The organism is Streptomyces sp. NPDC026575, from assembly GCF_055567415.1.
Genome location: NZ_JBVHQM010000014.1, coordinates 23,705 through 46,118, shown reverse-complemented (window position 1 = coordinate 46,118; position 22,414 = coordinate 23,705). Strand labels below are relative to the sequence as shown.

The following is a 22,414-nucleotide window of genomic DNA, read 5'->3' as shown; positions in this document are numbered from 1 at the left end:
GCGATGGACAACGAGCTGTACGTCGTGTGGATGGTGCGGACGTCGGAGCGGGCGATGGCGGCCGTGGAGGAGGCGCTGGGCAACTTCGCCGCGCAGGATCTGCTGCACCGCATCGGGCGGTTCAGCGAGGCGGAGAGCCGGCTGGCGGAGCTGGCCGCGCGGATCCACGCCGCGTTCACCCCGCCGGAGCTGCCGGCCACGTTCACCGCGCGGCATCTGCACCTGCTGGTCGGGCCGACCGCTCAGCCGCTGCTCGCGGAGGTCCTGCAGTGCCCGGAGCCCGATGTCTTCGCGACGCTCTTCGACTCGCCTCAGCTGGCCCGGGCGCTGCGGGAGGCCGGGCACCGGCAGGACGGCATCGACGACGCCGAGTTGCTGCTGCTGGCGCTGCTGGCCCGGCTGCCCCGGCTCGCCGCCCGGCACGGGCTGGAGTCGCGCGACTGGGGCGGCTATGTCGAGAGCCGGGCCTGGCTGACGCCCTACGCGCTGGACCGGCTCACCGAACTGGCCCGGCGGCGCGGCTGGTCCGCCGACGCCGGCCCCACCCAGATCCTCGCCGGTGTGCTGGAGGGCGTCGGCGGGCGGCAGGACGCGGACCGGGCGGCGCGGTTCGACGCGCTGGCGCTGATCGAGCTGCGCCGGCGGATCGGCCTGCTCGGCGAGCAGCTGCGCGGCGACGCGCTGGAGCACGCGGAGGAGGCCGCGCGGCTGGCGCCGGACCTCACCAGCGTGCGCCGGCTGCCCGCGTGGCTGGAGCTGTACGAGCACCATGCGGTGGCCGTGGGCATGCGGCGGCTGTTCGCCGGTTCGGTGACGGTCGGCGAGCAGCTCAAGGGCCTGCACAGCCAGCCGCCCCCGGAGAGCGGGAAGCCGAGGCCCGACGCGAATCTGCAGGTGATCAACGAGGTCCGCTACGGCTTTCTGAAGCGGCGGATGTCGTTCGACATCGCCTGCGAGGTGGAGGGGCAGGCCCACCCCCTGCTCGTACTGCGCTGCCGCGGCGTGCTGCCGGACCACTACCCCGCGATCCGCGACACCATCCACCAGCTGCGCGGCAGCGACCTCGCCCCGCAGGGCGGGAGTCTGGGCGAGCGGCTGCTGAACACCTCGGTGCCGCAGCGGGTGGGGCTGCCCGGCCGGCTGCGCGCGGCGCTGCACCGCCACAGCACCGAGGCGGTGCAGTGCGTGGTGCTCACCGGCATCCGCCAGCCGGTCGCGGTGCCCGCGCCCTGGCGCGATCACCTGGGGACGGCGCTGCCGTACGGGTCACCGCCGGGCGGGGACAGCGTGTTCCCGGAGGTGGCGGAGGTGACCGGCGCACTGCGCGCGAGCGTTCCCGCGTCGCGGCCGGTCGTGGAGGTGGAGTGAGGCCGCGGCCCCGGCCTCGGCCGTCGGCCGACTACGCCTCGCATACGAGGAGTCGAGCAGCCCAGATGCGTACGTTCCGCACTCTCCGGGAGGGCCGGTGCCCACGACGAGCAACCCCGCGATCCGCAACCTGCTGACGCTGGACGGTGCGGTCGCGCCGGCCGGCACCGTCCGCTCCGGCGGCGCCGCGCCCTCGGCCGCCCCGGACCGTCCGATCACGCTCGACGACATCGTCGTCAAGACTCTGGCCGTGCTGGGCGTGCTGACGCTGAGCGCCGTCCTCACGGTCTTCCTGGAACTCGGGTTCCTGGCCCTGCCCGCCCTGTTGGCGGGGCTGGGCATCGGCATCTATCTGGGCGTGCGGCCCCGGCCGAGCGCCGGGCTGGCGCTGCTGTTCGCGGCCCTACAGGGGATCGTGCTCGGCGAGGCGACCCGGTTCTTCGACGCCCTGCACCCGGGCGTGGGGACACAGGCCGTTCTCGGCACCGGCTGTATCTTCGCCGGTGCGCTGACGGCGTACGCCACCCGCGTGGTGCGGGTCGGCACGAAGCTGGTGCGCTGGGCGGTCGGCCTGGCGATCGGGCTGCTGGCGCTGGCCCTGGCGGAGCTGGTGGCGTCGGCGGTCTTCGGCGCGGATCTCGGACTGCGGGACGGCGGAGTGGTGGCGGTCCTCGTCGGACTGCTGGCGATCGCCGCGGCCTCCTTCTTCTTCCTGGTGGAGTTCGAGGCCGCCAACCGCTTTCTGCAGTCCGGGGCGTCGTACCGATGGGCCTGGTACGTGGCCTTCGGCCTCGCGATGACGCTGGTCTGGCTCTATCTGCAGCTGCTGCGGCTGCTGTCGTACCTGCGGTGGTGGTGAGTCGGGCGGCCGGTCGCAGGGGGCCGCTCCCCCGAATTTGCGATGCGGGCGTCACCCGGGCGTGCGTAGGGTGCGCGGGTCGCTGAAGTGTGAGGAAGGGCTGGGCGGATGCTGATCTTCGATGCCGATGACACGCTGTGGGAGAACAACGTGATCTTCGAGCGGGTCATCGACGAGTTCCTGGACTGGATGGTGCATCCCGAGCTCGACCGCGCGGGGGTGCGGGCCGTCCTCGACGGGATCGAGGCGGCGAACGCGCCGACCCTCGGATACGGCAGCAAGGTGTTCCTGCACAGCCTCGGGGAGTGTGTGGCGCGGCTGCGGGGCCGGGCGGCCACCGCCGAGGAGTCGGCGCGGATCTCCGGATGGGCGGCGGCTTTCGGCGGCGACCGTGTGGAGCTGATCCCCGGGGTGCCCGAGACGCTCGCCGAGCTGTCCCGGCGGCACGAGTTGCTGCTGCTGACCAAGGGCGACACCGAGGAGCAGGAGCGGAAGGTGGCGGCGTCCGGGCTGACCGGGCACTTCCGGGGCGTGCACATCGTGGCGGAGAAGGACGTCGCCACCTACGAGGAGCTGACCCGCGCCTACGACCTGGTGCCGGCCTCGACCTGGATGATCGGCAACTCCCCCAAGTCGGACATCCTGCCGGCCCGTTCCGCCGGCCTCAACGCGGTGTTCATCCCGAACGACCACACCTGGGTACTGGAGGAGAGCGCCCTCGACCCCAAGGACGAGAAGGTGCTGCAGCTCTCGGCGTTCGGCGAGCTGCTGCAGCACTTCTGACCCGTCTCGTCTACAGCGGTTCGCCGTCGGTCAGTTCACCGCCTTCGACGGCGAACCAGCGGGTGATGCCGATGTCCCGCAGGAACGGCAGGTCGTGGCTGACGACCAGGAGCGCGCCCTCGTAGGACTCCAGTGCCGTGACGAGCCGGCGGACCGAGGCCATGTCGAGGTTGTTCGTCGGCTCGTCGAGCATCATCAGCTGCGGGGCCGGCTCGGCCAGCATCAGGGCGGCGAGCGAGGCGCGGAAGCGTTCGCCGCCGGAGAGCGTGCCGGCCACCTGGTCGGCACGGGCGCCCTTGAACAGGAAGCGGGCGAGCCGGGCGCGGATGCGGTTGTTGGTGGCGTCCGGGGCGAAACGGGCGACGTTCTCGACGACGGTCAGGGTGTCGTCGAGGACCTCCAGGCGCTGCGGGAGGAAGCGGTAGGGGACATGGACCTGCGCCGTACCCTCCTCGGGCGGGATCTCGCCGGCGACGGTGCGCAGCAGGGTGGTCTTGCCGGAGCCGTTGCGGCCGGTGAGCGCGATCCGCTCGGGACCGCGCAGCTCCACGTCGGCGCGGGCGCCGTAACGGGTGCGCAGGGCCTGGAGGGTGAGGACGGTGCGGCCCGGCGGTACGGCGGTGTGCGGCAGGTCGATGCGGATCTCGTCGTCGTCGCGGACGGCCTCGGCGGCCTCGTCGAGGCGCTCCCTGGCCTCCTTGAGGCGTTCGGTGTGCATGATGCGGTGCTTGCCGGCGGAGACCTGGGCCTCCCTCTTGCGCTCGTTCATGACGATCTTCGGTTCGCGCTTGTTGGCGTTCATCTTGTTGCCGTAGCGGACCCGGCGGGCCAACTTGATGTGGGCGTCGGCCAGTTCGCGCTTCTGGCGCTGCACATCGGCCTCGGCGACCCGCACCATGCGCTCGGCCGCCTCCTGTTCGACGGCCAGGGCGTGCTCGTAGGCGCTGAAGTTCCCGCCGTACCAGTGGATCTCTCCGCCGCGGAGGTCGGCGATCCGGTCGACGAGCTGGAGGAGTTCCCGGTCGTGGCTGACCACCACCAGCACCCCGGACCAGCCGGCGACCGCGTCGTACAGCCGCTGCCGGGCCGCCCGGTCGAGGTTGTTGGTGGGCTCGTCGAGCAGCAGTACGTCCGGGCGGCGCAGCAGCAGGGCGGCCAGCCGCAGCAGGACGGACTCGCCGCCGGAGACCTCGCCGATGGTGCGGTCGAGGTCCACGCCGGGCAGTCCGAGCTGGTCGAGGGTGGCGCGGGCGCGCTCCTCGACGTCCCAGTCGTCGCCGACGGCGGTGAAGTGCCGCTCGCTCGCGTCGCCGTTCTCGATGGCGTGCAGGGCGGCGCGGGTCGCGGCGATGCCGAGGGCCTGGTCGACGCGGAGGTGGGTGTCGAGCGGGGCGTGCTGAGGGAGGTAGCCGACCTCGCCGGCGACCTTGATGCTGCCCGCGGTCGGCGTCAGCTCGCCCGCGATCAGCTTCAACAGGGTGGACTTTCCCGATCCGTTGAGGCCGATCAGGCCCGTACGGCCGGGTCCCACGGCGAGTGGGAAGTCGGTGAGGACGAGGCTGCCGTCGGGCCAGGCGAAGCCGAGGCCGGTGCAGACGATGGAGGTGGCGGCCGCGAAGGACGCGGAGGCGGGCGACTTTGACATACAGGTCTCCAGATGCGCGGGGTGCGTGAGCGGGGGGACTGCGCGGGGAGACACCGCGGGAACGCCGAGATGCGCCGGGGTACGCCGTAGGGCACTCCGAGGTCACGGACAGGGCCACGCGATGCGGGGCATTCGCGGGCGCGGTGTCTCAGGGACCTCAGACGAGCAACGGCCTTCTCCAATCGGCGGCAATGGGACCGACAACGACGGTACGGGGGGCGCCGCCGAAATGCAAACGCTATTTTCGTTGCGTTAGCCGAATGGGGGTCGCGCGGGCGGTGGAGGAGACCGGCGGCCTCCTCCTCGCCGAAGGCGGCGCCCCCGAGGCCCGGGGCCCGGGGGGGCCGGCCCCGGGGGCTACGGGGCTACTCCCCCGCCCCGTCGCGCGGGCGCAGCCGCACCCGGGCCGGGCCGGTGGCCTGGAGGGTGATGCCGGCGGCCACCGGCACCTCCTGGTCCACGGCGTCGAGTTCGTACCCGCGCAGCAGCGTCGCCAGCGCCAGCACCGACTCCAGCATCGAGAAGTGCTGCCCGATGCAGGCGCGCGGGCCGCCGCCGAAGGGGAACCACGCGTAGCGGTGCCGTTCGGCCTCCCGCTCGGGCGCGAAGCGGCGCGGATCGAAACGCTCCGGGTCCTCCCACAGCGCCGGGTCGCGGTGGGTGACCCAGGACGAGACGACCACATCGGCACCGGCCGGAATGCGGTAGCCGTCGATCTCGGTGGCGGCCACGGCCCGGCGGCTGACGACCGGCGCCGCCGGATACAGCCGCATGGACTCCTTGAGCGCCTGCGTCAGATACGGCAGCCGGTCCAGGTCCGCGGCCGTGGGAACGCGGTCTCCCAGGACCCGGTCGATCTCCTCGCGGACCTTCGTCTGCTCCTCGGGGTGCCGGGCGAGCAGATGCAGGGTGAAGGCCAGGGACGTCGCGGTGGTCTCGTGCCCGGCCAGCAGGAAGATCAGGACCTGTTCGCGGACCTCGGTCGCGTCGAGGGAGCCGTCCTCGTCGTTGCCGGCCGCGATCAGCAGCGAGAGCAGATCCTCGCCGTGGCCCTCGTCGTCCCCGCGGTCCGCGGCCCCGGACGCCGCCCGGCGGTCCGCGACGATCCGGTCGCACAGCGCGTTCAGCTCGTCGGTGGCGGCCCGCGCCCGCAGATTGCCGGGGGTGGGCCAGCCGCGCGGGACCTTCACCGGCACGTAACCGCGCTGTACGACATAGGCGTTGATGACCGGGGAGCACCGGTGGATGGCCTCCACGGCCTCTTCGGTGTCCAGGCCGAAGAGGATCCGGGTGACGGTGCGCAGCGCGAGCCGGTTCATCTCGGGGACCAGGTCGACGGTGCCGGCCGGCGCGGTCCGCCAGCGGTCGACGACGGCCTCGGCCTCGGTCGTCACGGCCGAGGCGTAGCCGTCGACCCGGCGCTTGGTGAACAGCGGCTGCACCAGCCGCCGCTGACGGAGGTAGTCGTCGTCCTGGCTGGTGAGCAGGCCGTTGCCGAAGGACTGCCGGACCTCCTCGTACAGCGGGTGGTCCTTGCGGAAGTTGGCGGCCTGGGAGGCCAGGATCTGCTGGACGCCCTCGGGAGTGAACACGGCGTGGAACACACTGCGCAGACCGGGCGGACCGGCCTCCAGGCGCACCACACCGCCGTGTGCGCGCTGGGCGTTCAAAAACGTGCTGAGGGAGTCGCGCCGCAGGTCGAGCATCGAGCCGAGAACGGGGAGCCCGGCCGGGCCGGGTATCTCGGTCCGCGGTGCCGAACCGGGCTGGGGCTGGGAATCGATGAGGGACATACGGGATCTCTATCCCGGTTGCGTGTCCGCCTAATCCCGGCGCCGTGTACACCGGCTCCCGATCCGGCGCCGCGTACACCGGCTCCCGATCCGGCGCCGCGTACACCGGTTCGCGATCGCGGCGCCGCGTGCACCGGTTCGCGTACCGGCGTGCCTCAGCCGGTGCCGTCCTGCACCGGATAGTGGATGACGACCACACCGCCGGTGGCGTAGTTGGCGGCATCGGCGGCCACCCGCCGGCCGTGCGGCGACGCCCGCGCCGCGGCCATGGCGGCGGCGTCGGCGAAGTCGCCTTCGAAGACCGCGAAATACGGCGCTTCTCCCGTGAGCGCCGCCACGTCGAAGCTGTAGCGCCACGCAAGCAGGCCGGGCCAATTCCTGATCAGCGGAAGGTGGTTGGTCACGTAGTAGTCGCGGAAGTGGTCAGGGTCGGCGGGCTTGGGATACAGGACCAGCAACCTATGCATGACGACCTCCGTCCAGATCAGGGTCGACGGTCTTGCCGAGAAGCGCACGCACACAGCGGCCGGTCTCGTTGGTGACGAGGGTGAAGTTGCCCTCGGGAAAACTCGGCATGGCCACATTGTCGTGTCGGTCGCGGCCCGGCGGGCGGCTTTGCGTTATCTTCGCCCGACATTCCTGATCCTGGTCGTCGTCCACCGCGGCCGGGTCTCGCCGCGGACGAAGGGCTCCGTGCCGGGGAGGGGGCGAGGGGCTTTCGGAGGCCCACGTAGCATGAGCCGGATGATCAGCAAGCGTGCCGGCCGAGCGGCCACCGCAGCCCCGTGCCGGGTCACCGTCTGCCGCGGCTGCTGCTGCGGCGACGCGGCCAAGATTCCGGGCGTCGACCACGCCGGCCAGATCCCCCGGCTCCGGGCGGCGCTGGACGATGCGGCGCCGGTACGGGCCTCGGAGTGCCTGGACGTCTGCGACCAGGCGAACGTGGTCGTGGTCCAACCGTCGGCCGCGGGCCGGGCGGCGGGCGGTCGCCCGGTCTGGCTGGGGCTGGTCAACGACGACGACGCGCTGGCCGACATCGCCTCCTGGATACGCGCCGGCGGCCCGGGCCTCGCGGAGCCGCCGGGAGTACTCGACCTGTACACGATCACGGTGTCACGGCGGGTGCGGGAGGGGCTGGAGGGCTAGGGCCTGTCCGATGGGTCCCAGGCCGTTTCGCCGGATCGCGCGAGGCTCGCCTGGGACGACGCGGTTCGCTCCGGTTCCTGAGCCGGTGACCGGCTCTCCGGCGCTCGCGTCGTCCCGGCCGGCGTCCAGGGCTCCGTGCCGACGCCCAGGGCCCCGTGCCGACGCCAGGGCCCGTGCCGGCGTCAGGGGCTCCTCAGGACAACGAGTTGCCGGGTCGCCCGGGTCATCGCGACATAGCGGTCGACCGCGCCTTCGACGCCCTCGCCGAACGCCTCGGGGTCGATGAGGACGACCAGGTCGAATTCGAGCCCCTTCGACAGCTCGGGGGTCAGTGACCGGACGCGGGGCCTCTCCCGGAACGTGCCGGTGCCCAGGTCGCCGGCGCTGATGACGCAGGCGGTCCCTTCGTCGTGGGCGACGAGCCAGGCGTCGAGGACCGCGTCCAGATCCGCGACGGATCCGTGGACGACGGGGACGCCGGCGGTGCGGATGGAGGTCGGCACATTGGCGTCCGGGAGCGCGGCGCGGATGACCGGCTCGGCCTCGGCCATGACCTCTTCCGGCGTCCGGTAGTTGACGCTCAGCGAGGCCACGTCGATGCGGTCGAGCCCGATCCGCTCCAGCCGCTCCCGCCAGGATTCGGCGAACCCGTGCCTGGCCTGAGCGCGGTCCCCGACGATGGTGAAGCTCCGGGACGGGCAGCGCAGCAGCAGCATCTGCCACTCCGCGTCGGTCAGTTCCTGCGCCTCGTCCACGACGATGTGCGCGAACGGGCCGGCCAGCCGATCCGGTTCGGCGGTGGGCAGTTCGGCCTCGTCGACCAGGCTGACCCGGGCGTCCTCGCCGCGCAGCATCGTCACCAGGCCCTCGCCGTCGTCGCCGTCCGCGCCGGAGTCGGCCGCGGCCGCGATCAGGTTGTCGACGACCTGCGCCATGTGCACGCGCTGGGCGGCGAGGACGGCCTCGTTCCGGCGCTTGCGCCGGGCCGCCTCCGGGTCGCCCAGGCGCTGCCGTGCCGCGTCCAGGAGCGGCAGGTCGGACACCGTCCAGCCCTGGGGGTCCGCCTTGCGCCGCAGCGTGCGCGCCTCGTCGCGGCTGAGCCAGGGGGCGCACAGCCGCAGGTAGGCGGGCACCGACCACAGGTCGGCGACGAGGTCGGCGGCTTCGAGCAGCGGCCAGGCGCGGTGGAGGGTGGTGACCAGCTCCTCGTCGCGCCGCAGCGACCTTTGGAACAGGTCGGGCGAGACCTCGTCGCCGTCGTACTTGTCCAGCAGGATCTCGACCAGCGCCGCCCAGATCTGCTCGCGCGCCTCGTTGTGCGGCGTACCCGGTTCCGGTGCGCCGAACGCCTCGGCCCAGTCCTCGGCGCTCAGCCAGAGGTCGGACCAGTCGGTCGTGACCGTCATCCCCTCGGCGGGCGGCTCCTCGTAGAACCTCACGGCCGTCTCGATCGCCCGCACCATGTCAGCGGACGACTTCAGGCGGGCCGCCTCCGGGTCGGTCTCGATCGCCGCTCCGGCTCCCTCGGCGACGAGGTCCCGCAGGGTGCAGATCTGTACGCCCTCCTCCCCGAGGCTGGGCAGGACGTCGGCGACGTAGGCCAGGTAGGGCTGGTGCGGACCGACGAACAGCACCCCGCCGCGACGGCGGCCCAGGCGCGGGTCGGAGTAGAGGAGGTAGGCGGAGCGGTGCAGGGCGACGACGGTCTTGCCGGTACCCGGACCGCCGTCGACGACGAGGGCGCCGCGGGAGCCCGCCCGGATGACGGCGTCCTGGTCGGCCTGGATGGTGCCGAGCACATCGCGCATCCGGGGCGACCGGTTGGCGCCGAGGCTGGCGATGAAGGCGGACTGGTCGTCGAGCGCGGCGCGCCCGGCGCAGCGCCCGATCAGCTCGTCTCCGACAAGACCGTCCGAGGTGAACACCTCGTCCCAGTAGTCGCTGATCCGGCCGCCGGTCCAGCGGTACCGGCGGCGGCTCGCCAGGCCCATCGGGTGGGCGTGGGTGGCCGCGAAGAACGGTTCGGCCGCGGGGGAGCGCCAGTCGACCAGCAGTCGGCGCCCCTCGCCGTCCGTCAGGCCGAGCCGTCCGACGTACACGGGCTCGGGGTGCTCGGCGCTCACCATGTGCCCCAGGCACAGGTCCAGGCCGAAGCGGCGCAGTGCGCGCAGGCGGGCGGTCAGCCGGTGGATCTCGGCGTCCCGGTCCATCGCCTGCCGCCCGATGCCGCCGGGCGCCCTGCGCTCGGCGTCGAGGCGGTCGGACACCTCGGCGATCGCCTGGTCCAGGCTCTCCGCGACGGCCGCGAAGTGCCGTTCGTCGCCGGCGATCAGCGACGGGTCGGCCTTGGGCAGAAGACGGTCGGGCAGGTCGAACGCGCTGGTGGTCAGGGGGTTCATGGCGTCAGCTCCGATCCGAGGTCGGGCCCGCGAGGTCCAGCGGGCCCGGATGGCCGCACCTGGGCGCCGAGCGCCCGCGACGGCAGGCGAGTGCCGCCGCCGGCTCGACACCACCACTGGACTCCATGACCGACAAACACGTACGCACTTCGTGAATCCCCCCGTTTGCTCAGGTTCTGGCTTTGGCCAGTGATTTTGCGGCATCCCCGGGGCCTTGCCGCAAGCCCCCCTGTGCGCTATACGTTGAGAGTGGCAAGGAGTGGGTACGCCCCCTTGCCCTTCTTCTCTCCCCTTGCTCCCCCGGCAGCGTCGGATCGTGACGCTGCCCCGTACCGCATACCTGCGCCTCGCCTGTGCGTGTCCCGCCTGTGCCTTACCGGTGTCTTACGGAAGCGGGGCCGGCCTCGCACGGCGGTGAGCGCTGGTGTTGGCTTGGGACATGACCTACAGGACCAGAAGGGCACGCTGACGCCGTGCACCGTGCCACTCCGCCCTCCGCTCCCCCGCCCGCCCCCGCCGACGGGCCGCCGCGCCGTGTCCTGGTCGTCGAGGACGACCCGACCGTCGCCGAGGTCGTCACCGGCTACCTCTCCCGGGCCGGCTACGCCACCGCGCACGCCGCCGACGGCTTCGCCGCCCTGGACCGGGCGGCACGGTTCCGCCCGCATCTGGTCGTTCTCGACCTGATGCTGCCGGGCATCGACGGCCTGGAGGTGTGCCGCCGGCTGCGCCGCGCCGACGGCGGCCCGGCGCTGCCGGTGGTGATGCTGACGGCGCGCGGCGAGGAGGCGGACCGCATTCTCGGCCTGGAGCTGGGCGCGGACGACTATGTGACCAAGCCGTTCAGCCCGCGGGAGCTGGTGCTGCGGATCGGGTCGGTGCTGCGGCGCGCGGAGTCCGCGCCGCCGGCCGCCGCACCCGCCCCCGTACTGCGGGCCGGTGACCTCACCGCCGACCCCGGCGGGCGGCGGGCCCATCGGGCGGGGCGTGAACTCGCCCTCACCGCCCGGGAGTTCGACCTGCTGGTCTTCCTGATGCGCCACCCGGGGCGGGTCTTCGCCCGTGAGGAGCTGCTGCACCGGGTCTGGGGGTGGGAGTTCGGCGATCTGTCGACGGTGACGGTGCATGTGCGGCGGCTGCGCGAGAAGATCGAGGCGGACCCGGCGGCACCGCGGCTGGTGACGACGGTCTGGGGCGCCGGCTACCGCTTCGACCCCGCGGAGGAAGGCGAGCCGGAGTGATGACGGACTTCCTGGTCATCGTGGCGCTGGCGGCGCTCGGCGCGGCGCTGGCGGGGCTGCTCGCCGCGCCCGCGGTACGGGCGCTGCGGCGGCGCTCGGTCGTGCTGTCGCTGTTCGCGGTGGCGGCGCTGGCGGTGGCCGCGATGGCGGCGGGGACGGTGGCGGTCGCCCAGGCGATGTTCCTGTCCGGGCACGACCTGGGCGTGGTGATGGCCGTGGTCGCGGTCTCCGGAGTGGTGTCGCTGGCGGCCGCGCTGCTCTTCGGGCGGCGGATCGCGGCGGGCAGCAGGGAGCTGGCGCGATCGGCCCGTACGGTCGGCAGCGAGGGCGGATTCGTGGCGCCCGCGGAGCCGCCGACGGCCGAACTGGCGGCGCTGTCCCGGGCGTTGGAGGAGACCAGCACCCGCCTCGCCGAGGCACGGGAGCGGGAGCGGGCGCTGGACACCTCCCGACGCGAGCTGATCGCCGGGATCTCGCACGATCTGCGGACGCCGCTCGCGGGGCTGCGGGCGATGGCCGAGGCGCTGGAGGACGGCGTCGCCGAGGACACCGCGCGCTACCACTCCCGGATGCGGATCGAGGTGGAGCGGCTGGCCGCGATGGTCGACGACCTCTTCGAACTGTCCCGTATCCAGGCCGGGGCGCTGGCCCTGACGTTCTCGCGGGTGTCGGTGTACGACCTGGTGGACGACGCGCTGGCGGGGGCCAGGCCGCTGGCCCGGGCGCGCGGGGTGCGGCTGGTGGACGGCGGGGTGCTGCCGCTGCCGGTGCGGGTGGACGCCCAGCAGATCACTCGGGTGCTCGGCAATCTGCTGGTCAACGCGATCCGTGCGACGCCGGCCGACGGCACTGTCGCGGTCAGCGCACGGCACGAGGACGGCCGGGTGGTGCTCGCGGTCGAGGACGGCTGCGGCGGCATCCCGCCGGAGGATCTGGCCCGGGTCTTCGACACCGGCTGGCGCGGCGGCAGTGCGCGTACGCCGCGGGCGGACGGCGAGGGCGGCGCGGGGCTGGGCCTGGCGATCGTGCGCGGCATCGTGGTGGCGCACGAAGGCCGGGCGACGGTGTGCAACACCGGCGCGGGCTGCCGTTTCGAGGTCACCCTGCCATCGGCCCAGGCGCCGGCGGAGCCTCAGCCGGAGCCGCCGACGGCCTGAGCGGCCGGGTCCGGTTCGGCGTGGCGGGTGGGCAGGTCGCGGACGGTCCGGACCGGCGAGAAGAGCAGGATCAGGGCGGCCAGCGGAACGCCGGCGGTGGTGATCCACATGGCGGTGCGGACACCGAGGGCCGAGCCCAGCGCACCGCCGAGCAGCGCCCCCAGCGGCAGGGCGCCGTAGCCGAGGAACGCGCTGCCGGCCACCAGCCGGCCCAGCAGCGGCGGCGGGCAGTAGCCCTGCTGGAAGCCGGTCTTGAGGATGTTCCCGGCCACCACCCCGGCGGAGACGCCGAAGCCGCCGGCCACATACAGCAGCGACCCGGCGCCCGGGGAGGCGAGCGGGATGAGCAACGCCGTGCAGGGGATGCCGAGTTCGAACAGCAGCATGGCGCGGGCGGTACCGAGCCGGCCGGCGGTGCGGCGCACCACGAAGGCACCCGCGATACCGCCCGTGCTCGCCAGTGCCGGCAGTCCGCCGACCGCGCCGGGTGGCAGGCCGACGTCGCGGACCAGAAAGACCGTCAGGAGGGACTGGTAGCCCATGAGCGCGAGGTTGGAGGTGGCGCCGAAGAGGGTCAGGGTGCGAAACCACCGGTCGCCGGCGACCAGCCGCAGCCCCTCGGCGACCTCGCCGGTCAGCGACCGCGCCGGGCGGCCGGACGCCGCGGGGGACGGTTCGCGGTGCCGGATGCCGAGCAGGCACAGCAGCGCGACGAGGAACGTGGCGGCATGCGCGAACAGGCCGTTGACGGCGCCGGTGAGCTGGGCGATGAGACCGCCCGCCCCCTGGCCGGCGATCTGCGCCGCCGAGGCGCTGCCGTGCAGCTTGGCGTTGCCCTCGGGCCGCTCGGCCGGCGCGAGCAGGGTGGGCAGGTAGGCGCTGTACGCGGTCTGGAAGACCACCGCGGCGGCGCCGGTCAGCAGGGCCGCGGCGATCAGCGGCCCGAGGCCGAGCCGGCCGGACCGGGCCAGCAGCGGTACGGCGGCGAGCAGCGCCGCCGACAGCGCGGCGGCGGCCAGCATGAGGGGGCGGCGGCGCAGCCGGTCCACCCATGCCCCGACCGGGAGGCCGATCAGCAGCCAGGGCAGCCAGCCGCAGGCGCCGAGCAGTCCGACCTCGAAGGTGGAGGCGTGCAGGGCGGAGACCGCCACCAGCGGCATCGCCACGCCGGTGACCGCCGCTCCGAACCTGCCCGCGGTCTCCCCGCACCACAGCAGCCGGAAGTCGCGGTGCCGGCGCAGCAGTCCGCTCATCCGCCGTCCCGTTCCCTGCGGGGGAAGGACTGGAGTTGGACGAGGACCGGGCGGGCGTCCTCGCGGGCCGCACCGGCCGGGTCGGGGGCCGGGTTCCGGTAGCGGTCGATGACCTGCTCCAACTCGGCGTTCAGGTCCTTGAGTTGCCGCGGGGTCAGCCGGAGGTCCTGGCGGCGCAGGAGGGTGCCGGCGTCGCGCCAGCGCGGGTCCCAGTCCTCGGCGAGGTAGGTGGTGACCTGCTCGAAGTCCCGCTGGACGGTCTCGTGCAGATAGACCGACAGCGCGCCGCGGCTGTCGGGGTCGTCGCGGAAGTCGTTGGTGTCCAGGCGGCGGGCCACCTGGACCGCCTGCCACCAGCGCTCCCGTTTGGTGCCGCGGCCGGTCTCCTCCTCGATGAAGCCGTGGTCGGCGAGGTGGCGCAGATGCCAGCTGACCGTGCCGGTGTTCTCGCCGAGGCGGCGGCCGAGCCCGGTGGCGGTGTCCGGGCCGTCGAGGGCCAGCAGGTCTAGGATGCGCATCCGCAGGGGGTGGGCCAGACCGCGGAGGCTGCGGGCGTCCATGCGGCGCACGGGACGGGTGGCGGGCGGCCCTTCGGGGACCGGGGGCTGCTGCGGGGCATCGCTCATGGGCGCCAGCGTAGAGTTGCAGAGACTTCTCTGCATAGTGGTCTCTGCAGAGAAGTCTCTGGGTTTCTCTCGGCAACTCGGCTGCGGCTACTCGGACTTGCTCTCCGGCTCCCACAGCGGATGCTCGCGCGCGGCCCATCGGGCGTCGACCGAGCCGGTGCGCATCCCGCGGCGGGACTCGGGATCGCCGTACGCCTTGCCGACATGGCCGGCGACCACGAGGACCAGGGCGAGGGCGAGCCAGTCGTGGACGAAGGTGGCGCCGGTGCGCCACACCAAGGGCGCAAGGTCCGTGAACCACATCAGCAGACCGGTGCCCAGCATCACCAGGACCGCGCCGGCGAGCCATGCGGCGTACAGCTTCTGGCCGGCGTTGAACTTGCCGGCCGGGCGGTCCCTTCTGCGGCGGAGCGCGGCGCGCAGCCAGCGGCGGTCGTGCGGGCCGAAGCGGTTCAGGCGGCGCAGGTCGGCGCGCAGGGCGCGGGAGGCCAGGCCCAGCAGCAGGGGGACCGGCAGCAGGAGGCCGGACCACTCGTGGACGGTCACCATCAGGGCGCGGCGGCCGACAAGTTGGGCGAGGAAGGGGAGGTAGAGGCAGCCCGCGGTGAGGACGCAGACGGCCATGAGGGTGGCGGTGGCGCGGTGCACCCGGTGTTCGGCGCGGGTGAAGCGCGGCACCCGGGGGCGGGCCGCGGCCTGCTCAGGTGGTCGGGACATCGTCGCGTCCGTTCGAGCGGCCGACCCAGGCGTCGACGTCATATCCGCGCTCCTCCCAGTAGCCGGGCCGGACCCGGTCGGTGACGGTGATGCGGGAGAGCCACTTCGCCGACTTGTAGAAGTACATGGGCCCGACGTAGAGGCGCACCGGTCCGCCGTGGTCGTGGCCGAGCGGCCGGTCCTGCATCCGCAGCGCGACCAGGACGTCGTCGCGGCGGGCCTGTTCGAGGGTGAGGGACTCGCGGTAGGCGCCGTCGAAGCAGGTGAAGTGGACGGCCCCGGCCTCGGGGCGGACGCCGGCGGCGTCGAGGAGGGTGGCCAGGCGCACGCCCTCGAAGGCGGTGTGCGGCACCCGCCAGCCGGTGACGCACTGGACGTCGCGGACGAGCCGGGTCTGCGGCATGGCGCGCAGGTCGGCGAGGCGGTGGGAGGCGCGGTGGCGCACCAGGCCGTCGACGGTCAGGCGGTAGTCGCGCTCGCCCTTGTGCGGTACGGAGCCGGTCACCGAGTAGTAGCGGAAACCGCCGCCGGCCGGGAGCAGACCGGACAGGCCGGTGGGGTCCTTCTGGGCGGCGGCGCCGATGGTGTTGTCGTAGGCGCGCTGGAGGAGGGGGGCGGCGGCGACGCCGGCGGCGCCGGCCGCGAGCATGCCGAGCACCACGCGGCGCCCCACGGGGGTGCCGCGCCCGTCCTCGCCGTCGCGGTCCGCCGGGCGGGCCGGATTCGGGTCCTGGGTCACCCCCTGATTCGAACACCGCGCGCGCCCCGGGGCCAGCGTCCGGGCGCCGCCGTCAGACTTTCGTCATCTGCCCCCGCGGGGTGTGCGGGTCAGCGGTCCGCGTGGCGCCGGGCCCGGCGCAGGGCGGTGTCGCGGGCGGCCTGGAAGGCGCCTTCGGCGTCGCGGCCCGCGTACGACCACGGCGCACGCGTCGGATGCGGGCCGATGCGCTGGAAGAGGGCGGCGGCCTCGGCCATCCTCCCCTCGTGGAACGTCGCATGCGCGAGGAAGTTGAGGTCGACCTTGGAGCGCGGATGGTCCTCGCCCTCCCACTCCAGCCACCAGTCGAAGGCGGACTGCAGCAGCCGGTGGGCGCGACGGGTGGACCAGTGGCCGGAGTCCGCGGGGTCGGGGGGCTCCAGGCCGGCGGCGGCCCGTACGCGGTAGCGCTCGGCGTGGGCGACGACGGGCAGCAGGGCGAGCGGGGAGTCGGCGGGGGCGCGGGCCGCGGCGCGGGCGGCGAACGCGTCGGCCGGGTGCCCGGCGTCGTCGGCGCCGGCCGGGTGCTGCTCGGCCAGGCAGGCCGTCATCAGGTGGTGGGCGTGGTGGTGGTCGGGGTGGCGGGTCCGTATCTGCCGGAAGGCGTGGGCGCGGTCCTCCGGGGTGCCGGTGCGGCGGGCGAGGATCAGCGCGCCGAGCCAGGGGGTGGGGTCGTCGGGCAGCATCCGGGCGGCGGCCGCACAGGCCGCGGCGGCGGCGTCGATCCCGGCCTCGCCGCGCAGGGCCAGCCGGACGGTGGCGACGGCCACGAGCGTGGCGGCGTCACCGCTGTCCGGCTCGGCGAGCCGCCAGTCGCCGGCCCAGGCGGCGACGCCGGGGCAGCCGGCCAGGACCGTTAATCGGTGTCCGCGCCGGTCCCAGTCCGCGCCGGTATCGGCCAGCAGGGTGCGCACCCGGGCCCACTGACCGAGCGCCAGCGCGTCGGCGGCGATGGCCAGTTCGGTGTCGTCCAGGGCCGGGGCGAGGACGGGTGCGTCCGGGCAGCGGGCGCGGCGCAGGGCCGGCGGGGCGGCTGAGGGCAGAGGGGAAGGGGACGTCGAAGTCACGGGTCAGGGGGCTCCATGGCGCGCCGCGCCGGCCGGGCACCGCACCGTCGTCAGGGGGTGGGGCCCGATCCGCACGCGCCTGTGCAGAGGGTGACGGACTGGTCCGCACCAGTCATCACCCACAGCAAAGCGCTACGCAGAGCTCCGCGTCAAGGCGGGAAGGGGAATGACCGGATCCGCCAACTCCCCTTCCCTATCGCGGGATTGCCCGGCCATCTGCCGGAATCGGCTCCCCCCGTCAGGCCACCGCCTCGGCCGCCGCCCGGCCCGCCGTACGCCCGGAGAACAGGCAGCCGCCGAGGAAGGTGCCCTCCAGCGAGCGGTATCCGTGCACGCCCCCGCCGCCGAAACCGGCCGCCTCGCCCGCCGCGTAGACGCCGGGAAGTGGGGCTCCGCCGTCGGCCAGCACCCGCGAGGAGAGGTCGGTCTCCAGGCCGCCGAGCGTCTTGCGGGTGAGGATGTGCAGCCGTACGGCGATCAGCGGGCCGGCCTTGGGGTCGAGCAGGCGGTGCGGGGACGCGGTGCGGATCAGCCGGTCGCCCAGGTACCTGCGGGTCCCGCGCACGGCGGTCACCTGGAGGTCCTTGGTGAAGGAGTTGGTGATCTCGCGGTCCCGGGCCACGATCTCGTCGCGCAGCGCGGCCTCGTCGATCAGCGCCTTCCCGGTCAGCGCGTTCATCCGCCGTACGAGGTCGGCGAGCGAGCGCTCGACGATGAAGTCCGCGCCGTGGTCCATGAACGCCCGCACCGGCCCCGGCGCACCGCCCCGGGCCCGGCCGAGGACCTCGCGGATGCTCTTTCCGGTCAGATCCGGGTTCTGCTCCGAGCCGGAGAGCGTGAACTCCTTCTCGATGATCTTCTGGGTGAGGACGAACCAGGTGTGGTCATGGCCCGTGCGCAGGATGTGTTCGAGCGTGCCGAGGGTGTCGAAGCCGGGGAACAGCGGCACCGGCAGCCGCTTGCCGCGGGCGTCCAGCCACAGCGGGGACGGGCCGGACAGGATCCGGATGCCGTGCATCGGCCAGATCGGGTCCCAGTTGTCGATGCCCTCGGTGTAGTGCCACATCCGGTCGCGGTTGATCAGGCGCCCGCCGGCCGCCTCGGCGATGCCCAGCATCTCGCCGTCCACATGCGCGGGCACGCCGGACAGCATCCGCCGCGGGGGCGTGCCCAGCCGCTCGGGCCAGTTGGCGCGCACCAGCTCGTGGTTGCCGCCGATCCCGCCCGAGGTGACGATCACGGCCTGTGCCCTGAGCTCGAAGGCCCCGGTCACCTCGCGGCTGCTGGACCTGCCGCGCGCCACGTCCGAGGGCGCGAGGATCTCGCCGCTGACCGTGTCCACGCTGCCGGCGCTGCGCGAGAGCCCGGTGACGCGGTGCCGGAAGCGCAGGTCGACCAGGCCGCGGGCGGCCCCGGCGCGCACCCGGCGCTCGAACGGCGCGACCAGGCCGGGCCCGGTGCCCCAGGTGACGTGGAAGCGGGGGACGGAGTTGCCGTGCCCGGTCGCACCGTAGCCGCCGCGCTCCGCCCAGCCGACGACGGGGAAGAAGCGCACGCCCTGCCGGTGCAGCCAGGAGCGCTTCTCCCCGGCGGCGAAGTCGACGTACGCCTCGGCCCACTTGCGCGGCCAGTGGTCCTCCGGGCGGTCGAAGCCGGCCGTGCCCAGCCAGTCCTGCCAGGCGAGGGCGTGGCTGTCGCGGATCCGCAGCCGGCGCTGCTCGGGCGAGTCCACCAGGAAGAGGCCGCCGAAGGACCAGTGCGCCTGCCCGCCGAGGGACTGCCCGGGCTCCTGGTCGAGCAGGATCACCCTGCGCCCGGCGTCCACCAGTTCCGCGGTGGCCGCCAGCCCCGCGAGCCCCGCTCCGATCACGATCACATCCGCGTCGTACGCCATCTCTGCATCTCCTCACCGGGGCACGCCGGCGCGCGCCGGCCGCCGTGGTGGAACGATCCTCAGCGCGCCCGACGGCCGCGTCAACCGTTTGATTACCGCGCAGTACGCAGGGGCGCGCGGGAGAATGGGGGGTGATCAGGGCCACCCCACCCCCGCCGCCGGATGGCAATCCTCAGGCGCATCCCCGCCCCGCGTGATACGAGGTGTGCGACGTGACGGTGATACTGCTCGCCCTCGGAGCGGCCTGCTGTCTGGGGTCGGGCTTCGTGCTCCAGCAGGCCGCGGCGCAGCGCGCGCCGATGAAGGACTACCTCTCCCTGCGTCTGCTGCTGGACCTGGTGCGGATGCCGGTGTGGCTGGCCGGTATCGGGCTGATGGTGGTCGGGATGGCGCTGGGCGCGCTGGCGCTGGGGATGGGCGACATCACTCTGGTGGAGCCGCTGCTGGCGACCAATCTGCTGTTCGCGATGGCGCTGTCCCGGCGGCTGACCCGGCAGCGGCTCGGCCGCACCGGGTGGGCCGGGCTGTGGCTGCTGGCGGGCGGGGTCACCGCCTTCATCGTGGCCGGCCGGCCGCAGGGCGGGTCCCGCAGCCCCGACCATCTGTGGCAGTGGCTGATCATGGGGATGGTGCTGGGCACCGCCCTGCTGCTGGCGGCCGTCGCCAAACGGGAGCGGACCCATGTGAGCCTGGAGGCCGCGCTGCTGGGCATCGCGGCGGGCCTGGTCTACGGCGTGCAGGACGCGCTGACCCGGATCAGCGGCGACCACTTCGAACGGGGCGGCTGGCCGGCGCTGGTCACCAGCTGGCAGCCGTACGCCATCATCGGGCTGGGGGTGCTGGCGCTGGTCATGGTGCAGAGCGCCTTCGAGTCGGCGCCGCTGCGGCTGTCGCTGCCGGCGCTGACCGCCGCCCAGCCGCTGGCCGGGATCGCCTGCGGGGTGGGCTTCCTCGGCGACCGGCTCCAGGTGACGGCGGGGGCGCTGGCGTGGGAGGTGGCCGGGATCATGGCCGTCGTCGCGGGCATCGTCCTGATCGGCACCCATCCGGCGATGCCGCCGGGGACGGGCCGGACCGAGGACGCGGTGGAGATGCAGCCGCGCTGACGCGGCGGGCGCGCTACGCGGAGGCGCCGGCCGGACCACCGGCCCGACCGGGCACCGGCGGGGTGTCCCCGGGCCGCCCGCCCCGGCGGGTGCGCCCCGCCCAGGTGGTGATTGCATGGCCCCATGGCCGATCAGCAACCGCTCAACGCGGACGAGATCCTCGACGTCGTCGATGAGAACGATCAGGTCGTGGGGCAGGCCCCGCGCGGCGAGACCTACGCCCGCCGGATGCGCACCCGCTGCGCCTTCATCCTCGTCCGGGACACCGAGGACCGGATCTTCGTGCACCGCCGTACCCCGCACAAGCTCGTCTTCCCCGCGCACTACGACATGTTCGTGGGCGGGGTGGTCGGCGCCGGCGAGAGCTATGACGCGGCGGCGCTGCGCGAGGCGGAGGAGGAGCTGGGCGTACAGGGGCTGACGCCGCCGGAGCCGCTGTTCAAGTTCCTCTACGAGACCGCGGAGCACACCTGGTGGTCCGCCGTCTACCAGGTGCGCTGCACCCTGCCGGTCGCCCCGCAGGAGGCGGAGATCGACTGGTATGCCTTCCTGTCCGAGGAGGAGCTGATCCGGCGGCTCGACGAGTGGCCCTGGACGCCGGACGGCATGGCCGCGTACCGGCGGCTGCTGGAGCTGCGGGAGACGGGCGCGGTCTGATGCGACGGGCCGTGCCACGGACAGGCCGTAGGGGGTGTCGGCCATGATCCTCACCGACGGACTGCGGTCGGCCGTCGCGGCCGTGCGGCTGTGGTGCTCACCCGCGCGGGTCCGCGAGGAGGGCACGACCCCCGACTACCGCTTCTCGCTCGCCAATGAGCGCACGTTTCTGGCCTGGCTGCGCACCGGGCTGGCGCTGATCGGCGGCGGGTTCGCGGTGGACCAGTTCCTGCCCCGGCTGCACCCCGGCGTGCGGCTGGCCTTCACCGTGGTCCTGCTCGCGGGCGGGGCGCTGTGCGCGCTGCGGGCGGTCAACCACTGGGTGCGCTGCGAGCGGGCGATGCGGCGCGGCGAGGACCTGCCGGTCTCCCGCTTCCCGACGGCGCTGGCGCTGGCCGTCGGGGTGCTCGGGGCGGCGGTGGCCGTGCTGGTCCTGCTGGGCTGGACCGGCTAGCCGATGGCGGGCGGAGCGCGGCCGGGCGGGCCGGGGCCTTGTCCGGCGAGCGACCGGGATCCCGGGCTGCAGCCGGAGCGGACCCGACTGGCCTGGCGGCGTACGACGCTGTCCGCCACGGCGATGGCGGTGCTGGCCGTCCGCCAGCTGCTGCAGAGCCGGGCGCCCGGACCGGTGGAGGCGCTGCTGGCGGTGGTGACGGGCCTGTTGTGGCTCGCCTTCGTGGCACTCGCGCACCGCCGGATGCGGGCGATGGCCACCGGCCGGCCGCCGGGACTGCCGCCGCGGACCGCCCTGCTGCTGGTCGTCTGCACGCTCGCGGTGGCGCTGTGCGGCGCGGCGATACTGGTGCGGCAGGGCCGCTGACGACGGCCCGGGCCCCCGCCGAGGCCGGCGGCGGAGGTACCGTGGCGCGACCCTCGCGGCGCCGGAGCGGACCAACTCGCGGCCCGGTGGTGGGTCGTGACGAACCATCTAGCAAGGGGGCAGAACCCGCATGGGTGACGCGAGCGCACCGATCACGGCGGAGCCGTACCTCACCGAACTGGCCGCCGGCGTCCACGCCTTCATCCAGCCGGACGGCGGCTGGTGCCTGAACAACGCCGGCTTCCTCACCGACGGCGACGCCACCCTGGTGGTGGACACCGCCGCCACCGAACGCCGGGCCCGGCTGCTGCGCCGGCGGATCGAGGAGAGCGGCGCGCCGGCGCCGCGCACCGTGGTCAACACCCACCACCACGGCGACCACACCTACGGCAACGGCGTCTTCGCGCCCGAGGCGACGGTCATCGGGCACGCCGCCTGCCGCCGCGAGCTGCTGGCCGCCGGCCACCAGCTGCACGCGGTGTGGCCGCAGGTGGAGTACGGCGACATCCGCCTGACCCCGCCCGAGGTGACCTACACCGACGAGCTGACCCTGCACGTCGGCGGCATCGAGGCGCGGCTGATCCACCCGGGCGTGGCGCACACCCCCGGCGACACCCTCGTCTGGCTGCCCCGGCAGCGCATCGTCTTCACCGGGGACCTGGTCTTCCACGGCGGCACCCCGTTCGTCTTCATGGGGTCGCTGACCGGCTCGCTGCGCGCGATCGAGCTGCTGCGCTCGCTGGACGCCGACACCGTCGTCCCCGGGCACGGTCCCGTGACCGGCCCCGAGGTGTACGACGTCATCGAGCGCTACCTGCGGTTCGTCGGGCAGCTGGCGGAGGAGGGCCGGGCCGCGGGGCGGACGCCGCTGGAGGTGGCCCGGGCCGCGGATCTGGGGCCGTTTGCGGAGCTGGCGGAGAGCGAGCGGCTGGTGGCGAACCTGCACCGCGCGTACGCGGAGCTGGCGGGCGGGGAGCCGGGCGCCCCGCTGGACCCGCTGGTGGGGTTCGGCGACATGACGGCGATGAACGGCGGGGTGCCGGTGGCCTGCCACGCGTGAGCGGCGGGCGGGCGGTGGCCAGGTGGCGGAAAACCCCCGCCCGGGGCGGTGCGTGACCGACGCCCC

The 22,414-nt window shown here is 74.0% G+C and carries 22 protein-coding genes; 11 read left to right on the top strand and 11 right to left on the bottom strand.

Translation table 11 applies throughout. The features are described 5' to 3' along the window. Positions 1 to 3: 3 nt before the first annotated feature. From ACZ4NB_RS20470 to ACZ4NB_RS20460, 3 genes are all read left to right on the top strand, one after another. Positions 4 to 1,368 (top strand): hypothetical protein, encoded by a 1,365-nt coding sequence (locus ACZ4NB_RS20470; protein ID WP_467663419.1) that lies wholly within the window; start codon positions 4 to 6, stop codon positions 1,366 to 1,368. Positions 1,369 to 1,465: 97 nt separating this feature from the next. Further along, complete coding sequence (locus ACZ4NB_RS20465) at positions 1,466 to 2,227, top strand: Bax inhibitor-1/YccA family membrane protein (RefSeq protein WP_467663417.1); 762 nt, start codon at positions 1,466 to 1,468, stop codon at positions 2,225 to 2,227. Positions 2,228 to 2,335: 108 nt separating this feature from the next. Further along, positions 2,336 to 3,010: an HAD family hydrolase gene (locus tag ACZ4NB_RS20460; RefSeq protein ID WP_467663415.1), complete on the top strand. Its 675-nt coding sequence runs from the start codon at positions 2,336 to 2,338 to the stop codon at positions 3,008 to 3,010. Between the two features lie 10 nt (positions 3,011 to 3,020). Here ACZ4NB_RS20460 and ACZ4NB_RS20455 read toward each other — a convergent pair whose 3' ends face one another. The 4 genes from ACZ4NB_RS20455 to ACZ4NB_RS20440 all read right to left on the bottom strand — a co-directional run bounded on the left by ACZ4NB_RS20455 (position 3,021) and on the right by ACZ4NB_RS20440 (position 7,108). Then, on the bottom strand, positions 3,021 to 4,655 hold the full coding sequence (locus ACZ4NB_RS20455; RefSeq protein WP_467663413.1) for an ABC-F family ATP-binding cassette domain-containing protein: 1,635 nt from the start codon (positions 4,653 to 4,655) through the stop codon (positions 3,021 to 3,023). Between the two features lie 365 nt (positions 4,656 to 5,020). Continuing rightward, a complete protein-coding gene (locus ACZ4NB_RS20450; protein ID WP_467663411.1) occupies positions 5,021 to 6,448 on the bottom strand; it encodes a cytochrome P450 in 1,428 nt (475 codons plus the stop codon). A gap of 155 nt (positions 6,449 to 6,603) precedes the next feature. Then, on the bottom strand, positions 6,604 to 6,915 hold the full coding sequence (locus ACZ4NB_RS20445; RefSeq protein WP_467663410.1) for an EthD family reductase: 312 nt from the start codon (positions 6,913 to 6,915) through the stop codon (positions 6,604 to 6,606). After that, the gene (locus ACZ4NB_RS20440; protein WP_467663408.1) at positions 6,908 to 7,108 is read right to left on the bottom strand and encodes a hypothetical protein; all 201 of its coding nucleotides are present in this window, start codon (positions 7,106 to 7,108) and stop codon (positions 6,908 to 6,910) included. The genes ACZ4NB_RS20445 and ACZ4NB_RS20440 overlap by 8 nt, the downstream gene beginning before the upstream one ends. A gap of 84 nt (positions 7,109 to 7,192) precedes the next feature. On the opposite strand from ACZ4NB_RS20440, the gene ACZ4NB_RS20435 reads away from it, so the two are divergent. Further along, positions 7,193 to 7,594: a (2Fe-2S) ferredoxin domain-containing protein gene (locus ACZ4NB_RS20435; RefSeq protein WP_467663406.1), complete on the top strand. Its 402-nt coding sequence runs from the start codon at positions 7,193 to 7,195 to the stop codon at positions 7,592 to 7,594. A gap of 182 nt (positions 7,595 to 7,776) precedes the next feature. Here ACZ4NB_RS20435 and helR read toward each other — a convergent pair whose 3' ends face one another. After that, on the bottom strand, positions 7,777 to 9,993 hold the full coding sequence (gene helR / locus ACZ4NB_RS20430; RefSeq protein WP_467663405.1) for an RNA polymerase recycling motor ATPase HelR: 2,217 nt from the start codon (positions 9,991 to 9,993) through the stop codon (positions 7,777 to 7,779). A gap of 473 nt (positions 9,994 to 10,466) precedes the next feature. On the opposite strand from helR, the gene ACZ4NB_RS20425 reads away from it, so the two are divergent. After that, entirely contained in the window at positions 10,467 to 11,234 is a 768-nt protein-coding gene (locus ACZ4NB_RS20425) for a response regulator transcription factor (RefSeq protein ID WP_467663403.1), read from the top strand. Then, positions 11,234 to 12,391, top strand: coding sequence for a sensor histidine kinase (locus tag ACZ4NB_RS20420; protein WP_467663402.1), 1,158 nt, complete (start codon positions 11,234 to 11,236; stop codon positions 12,389 to 12,391). Before ACZ4NB_RS20425 ends, ACZ4NB_RS20420 begins: the two co-directional genes overlap by 1 nt. Here ACZ4NB_RS20420 and ACZ4NB_RS20415 read toward each other — a convergent pair. The 6 genes from ACZ4NB_RS20415 to ACZ4NB_RS20390 all read right to left on the bottom strand — a co-directional run bounded on the left by ACZ4NB_RS20415 (position 12,367) and on the right by ACZ4NB_RS20390 (position 18,705). Beyond that, entirely contained in the window at positions 12,367 to 13,644 is a 1,278-nt protein-coding gene (locus ACZ4NB_RS20415) for an MFS transporter (protein ID WP_467663400.1), read from the bottom strand. The genes ACZ4NB_RS20420 and ACZ4NB_RS20415 overlap by 25 nt on opposite strands. Further along, entirely contained in the window at positions 13,641 to 14,204 is a 564-nt protein-coding gene (locus ACZ4NB_RS20410) for a helix-turn-helix domain-containing protein (protein WP_467663674.1), read from the bottom strand. The genes ACZ4NB_RS20415 and ACZ4NB_RS20410 overlap by 4 nt, the downstream gene beginning before the upstream one ends. A gap of 153 nt (positions 14,205 to 14,357) precedes the next feature. Continuing rightward, entirely contained in the window at positions 14,358 to 14,987 is a 630-nt protein-coding gene (locus ACZ4NB_RS20405; protein WP_467663398.1) for a cytochrome b/b6 domain-containing protein, read from the bottom strand. Continuing rightward, positions 14,971 to 15,726 carry a molybdopterin-dependent oxidoreductase gene (locus ACZ4NB_RS20400; protein ID WP_467663397.1) on the bottom strand — a complete coding sequence of 252 codons (756 nt, stop codon included), beginning with the start codon at positions 15,724 to 15,726 and terminating at the stop codon, positions 14,971 to 14,973. Before ACZ4NB_RS20400 ends, ACZ4NB_RS20405 begins: the two co-directional genes overlap by 17 nt. An 89-nt stretch (positions 15,727 to 15,815) precedes the next feature. Then, positions 15,816 to 16,811, bottom strand: coding sequence for a hypothetical protein (locus ACZ4NB_RS20395; protein WP_467663395.1), 996 nt, complete (start codon positions 16,809 to 16,811; stop codon positions 15,816 to 15,818). A gap of 238 nt (positions 16,812 to 17,049) precedes the next feature. Further along, entirely contained in the window at positions 17,050 to 18,705 is a 1,656-nt protein-coding gene (locus ACZ4NB_RS20390; protein WP_467663393.1) for an FAD-binding dehydrogenase, read from the bottom strand. Between the two features lie 212 nt (positions 18,706 to 18,917). On the opposite strand from ACZ4NB_RS20390, the gene ACZ4NB_RS20385 reads away from it, so the two are divergent. From ACZ4NB_RS20385 to ACZ4NB_RS20365, 5 genes are all read left to right on the top strand, one after another. Next, positions 18,918 to 19,811 (top strand): DMT family transporter, encoded by an 894-nt coding sequence (locus ACZ4NB_RS20385; protein ID WP_467663391.1) that lies wholly within the window; start codon positions 18,918 to 18,920, stop codon positions 19,809 to 19,811. 123 nt (positions 19,812 to 19,934) lie between these two features. Further along, complete coding sequence (locus tag ACZ4NB_RS20380) at positions 19,935 to 20,468, top strand: NUDIX hydrolase (protein ID WP_467663389.1); 534 nt, start codon at positions 19,935 to 19,937, stop codon at positions 20,466 to 20,468. A gap of 43 nt (positions 20,469 to 20,511) precedes the next feature. After that, on the top strand, positions 20,512 to 20,922 hold the full coding sequence (locus ACZ4NB_RS20375; protein ID WP_467663387.1) for a YidH family protein: 411 nt from the start codon (positions 20,512 to 20,514) through the stop codon (positions 20,920 to 20,922). A gap of 3 nt (positions 20,923 to 20,925) precedes the next feature. Beyond that, positions 20,926 to 21,288, top strand: a complete 363-nt coding sequence (locus ACZ4NB_RS20370) for a DUF202 domain-containing protein (protein ID WP_467663385.1) — start codon at positions 20,926 to 20,928, stop codon at positions 21,286 to 21,288. 130 nt (positions 21,289 to 21,418) lie between these two features. Beyond that, entirely contained in the window at positions 21,419 to 22,348 is a 930-nt protein-coding gene (locus ACZ4NB_RS20365; protein ID WP_467663383.1) for an MBL fold metallo-hydrolase, read from the top strand. Positions 22,349 to 22,414: the final 66 nt, after the last annotated feature.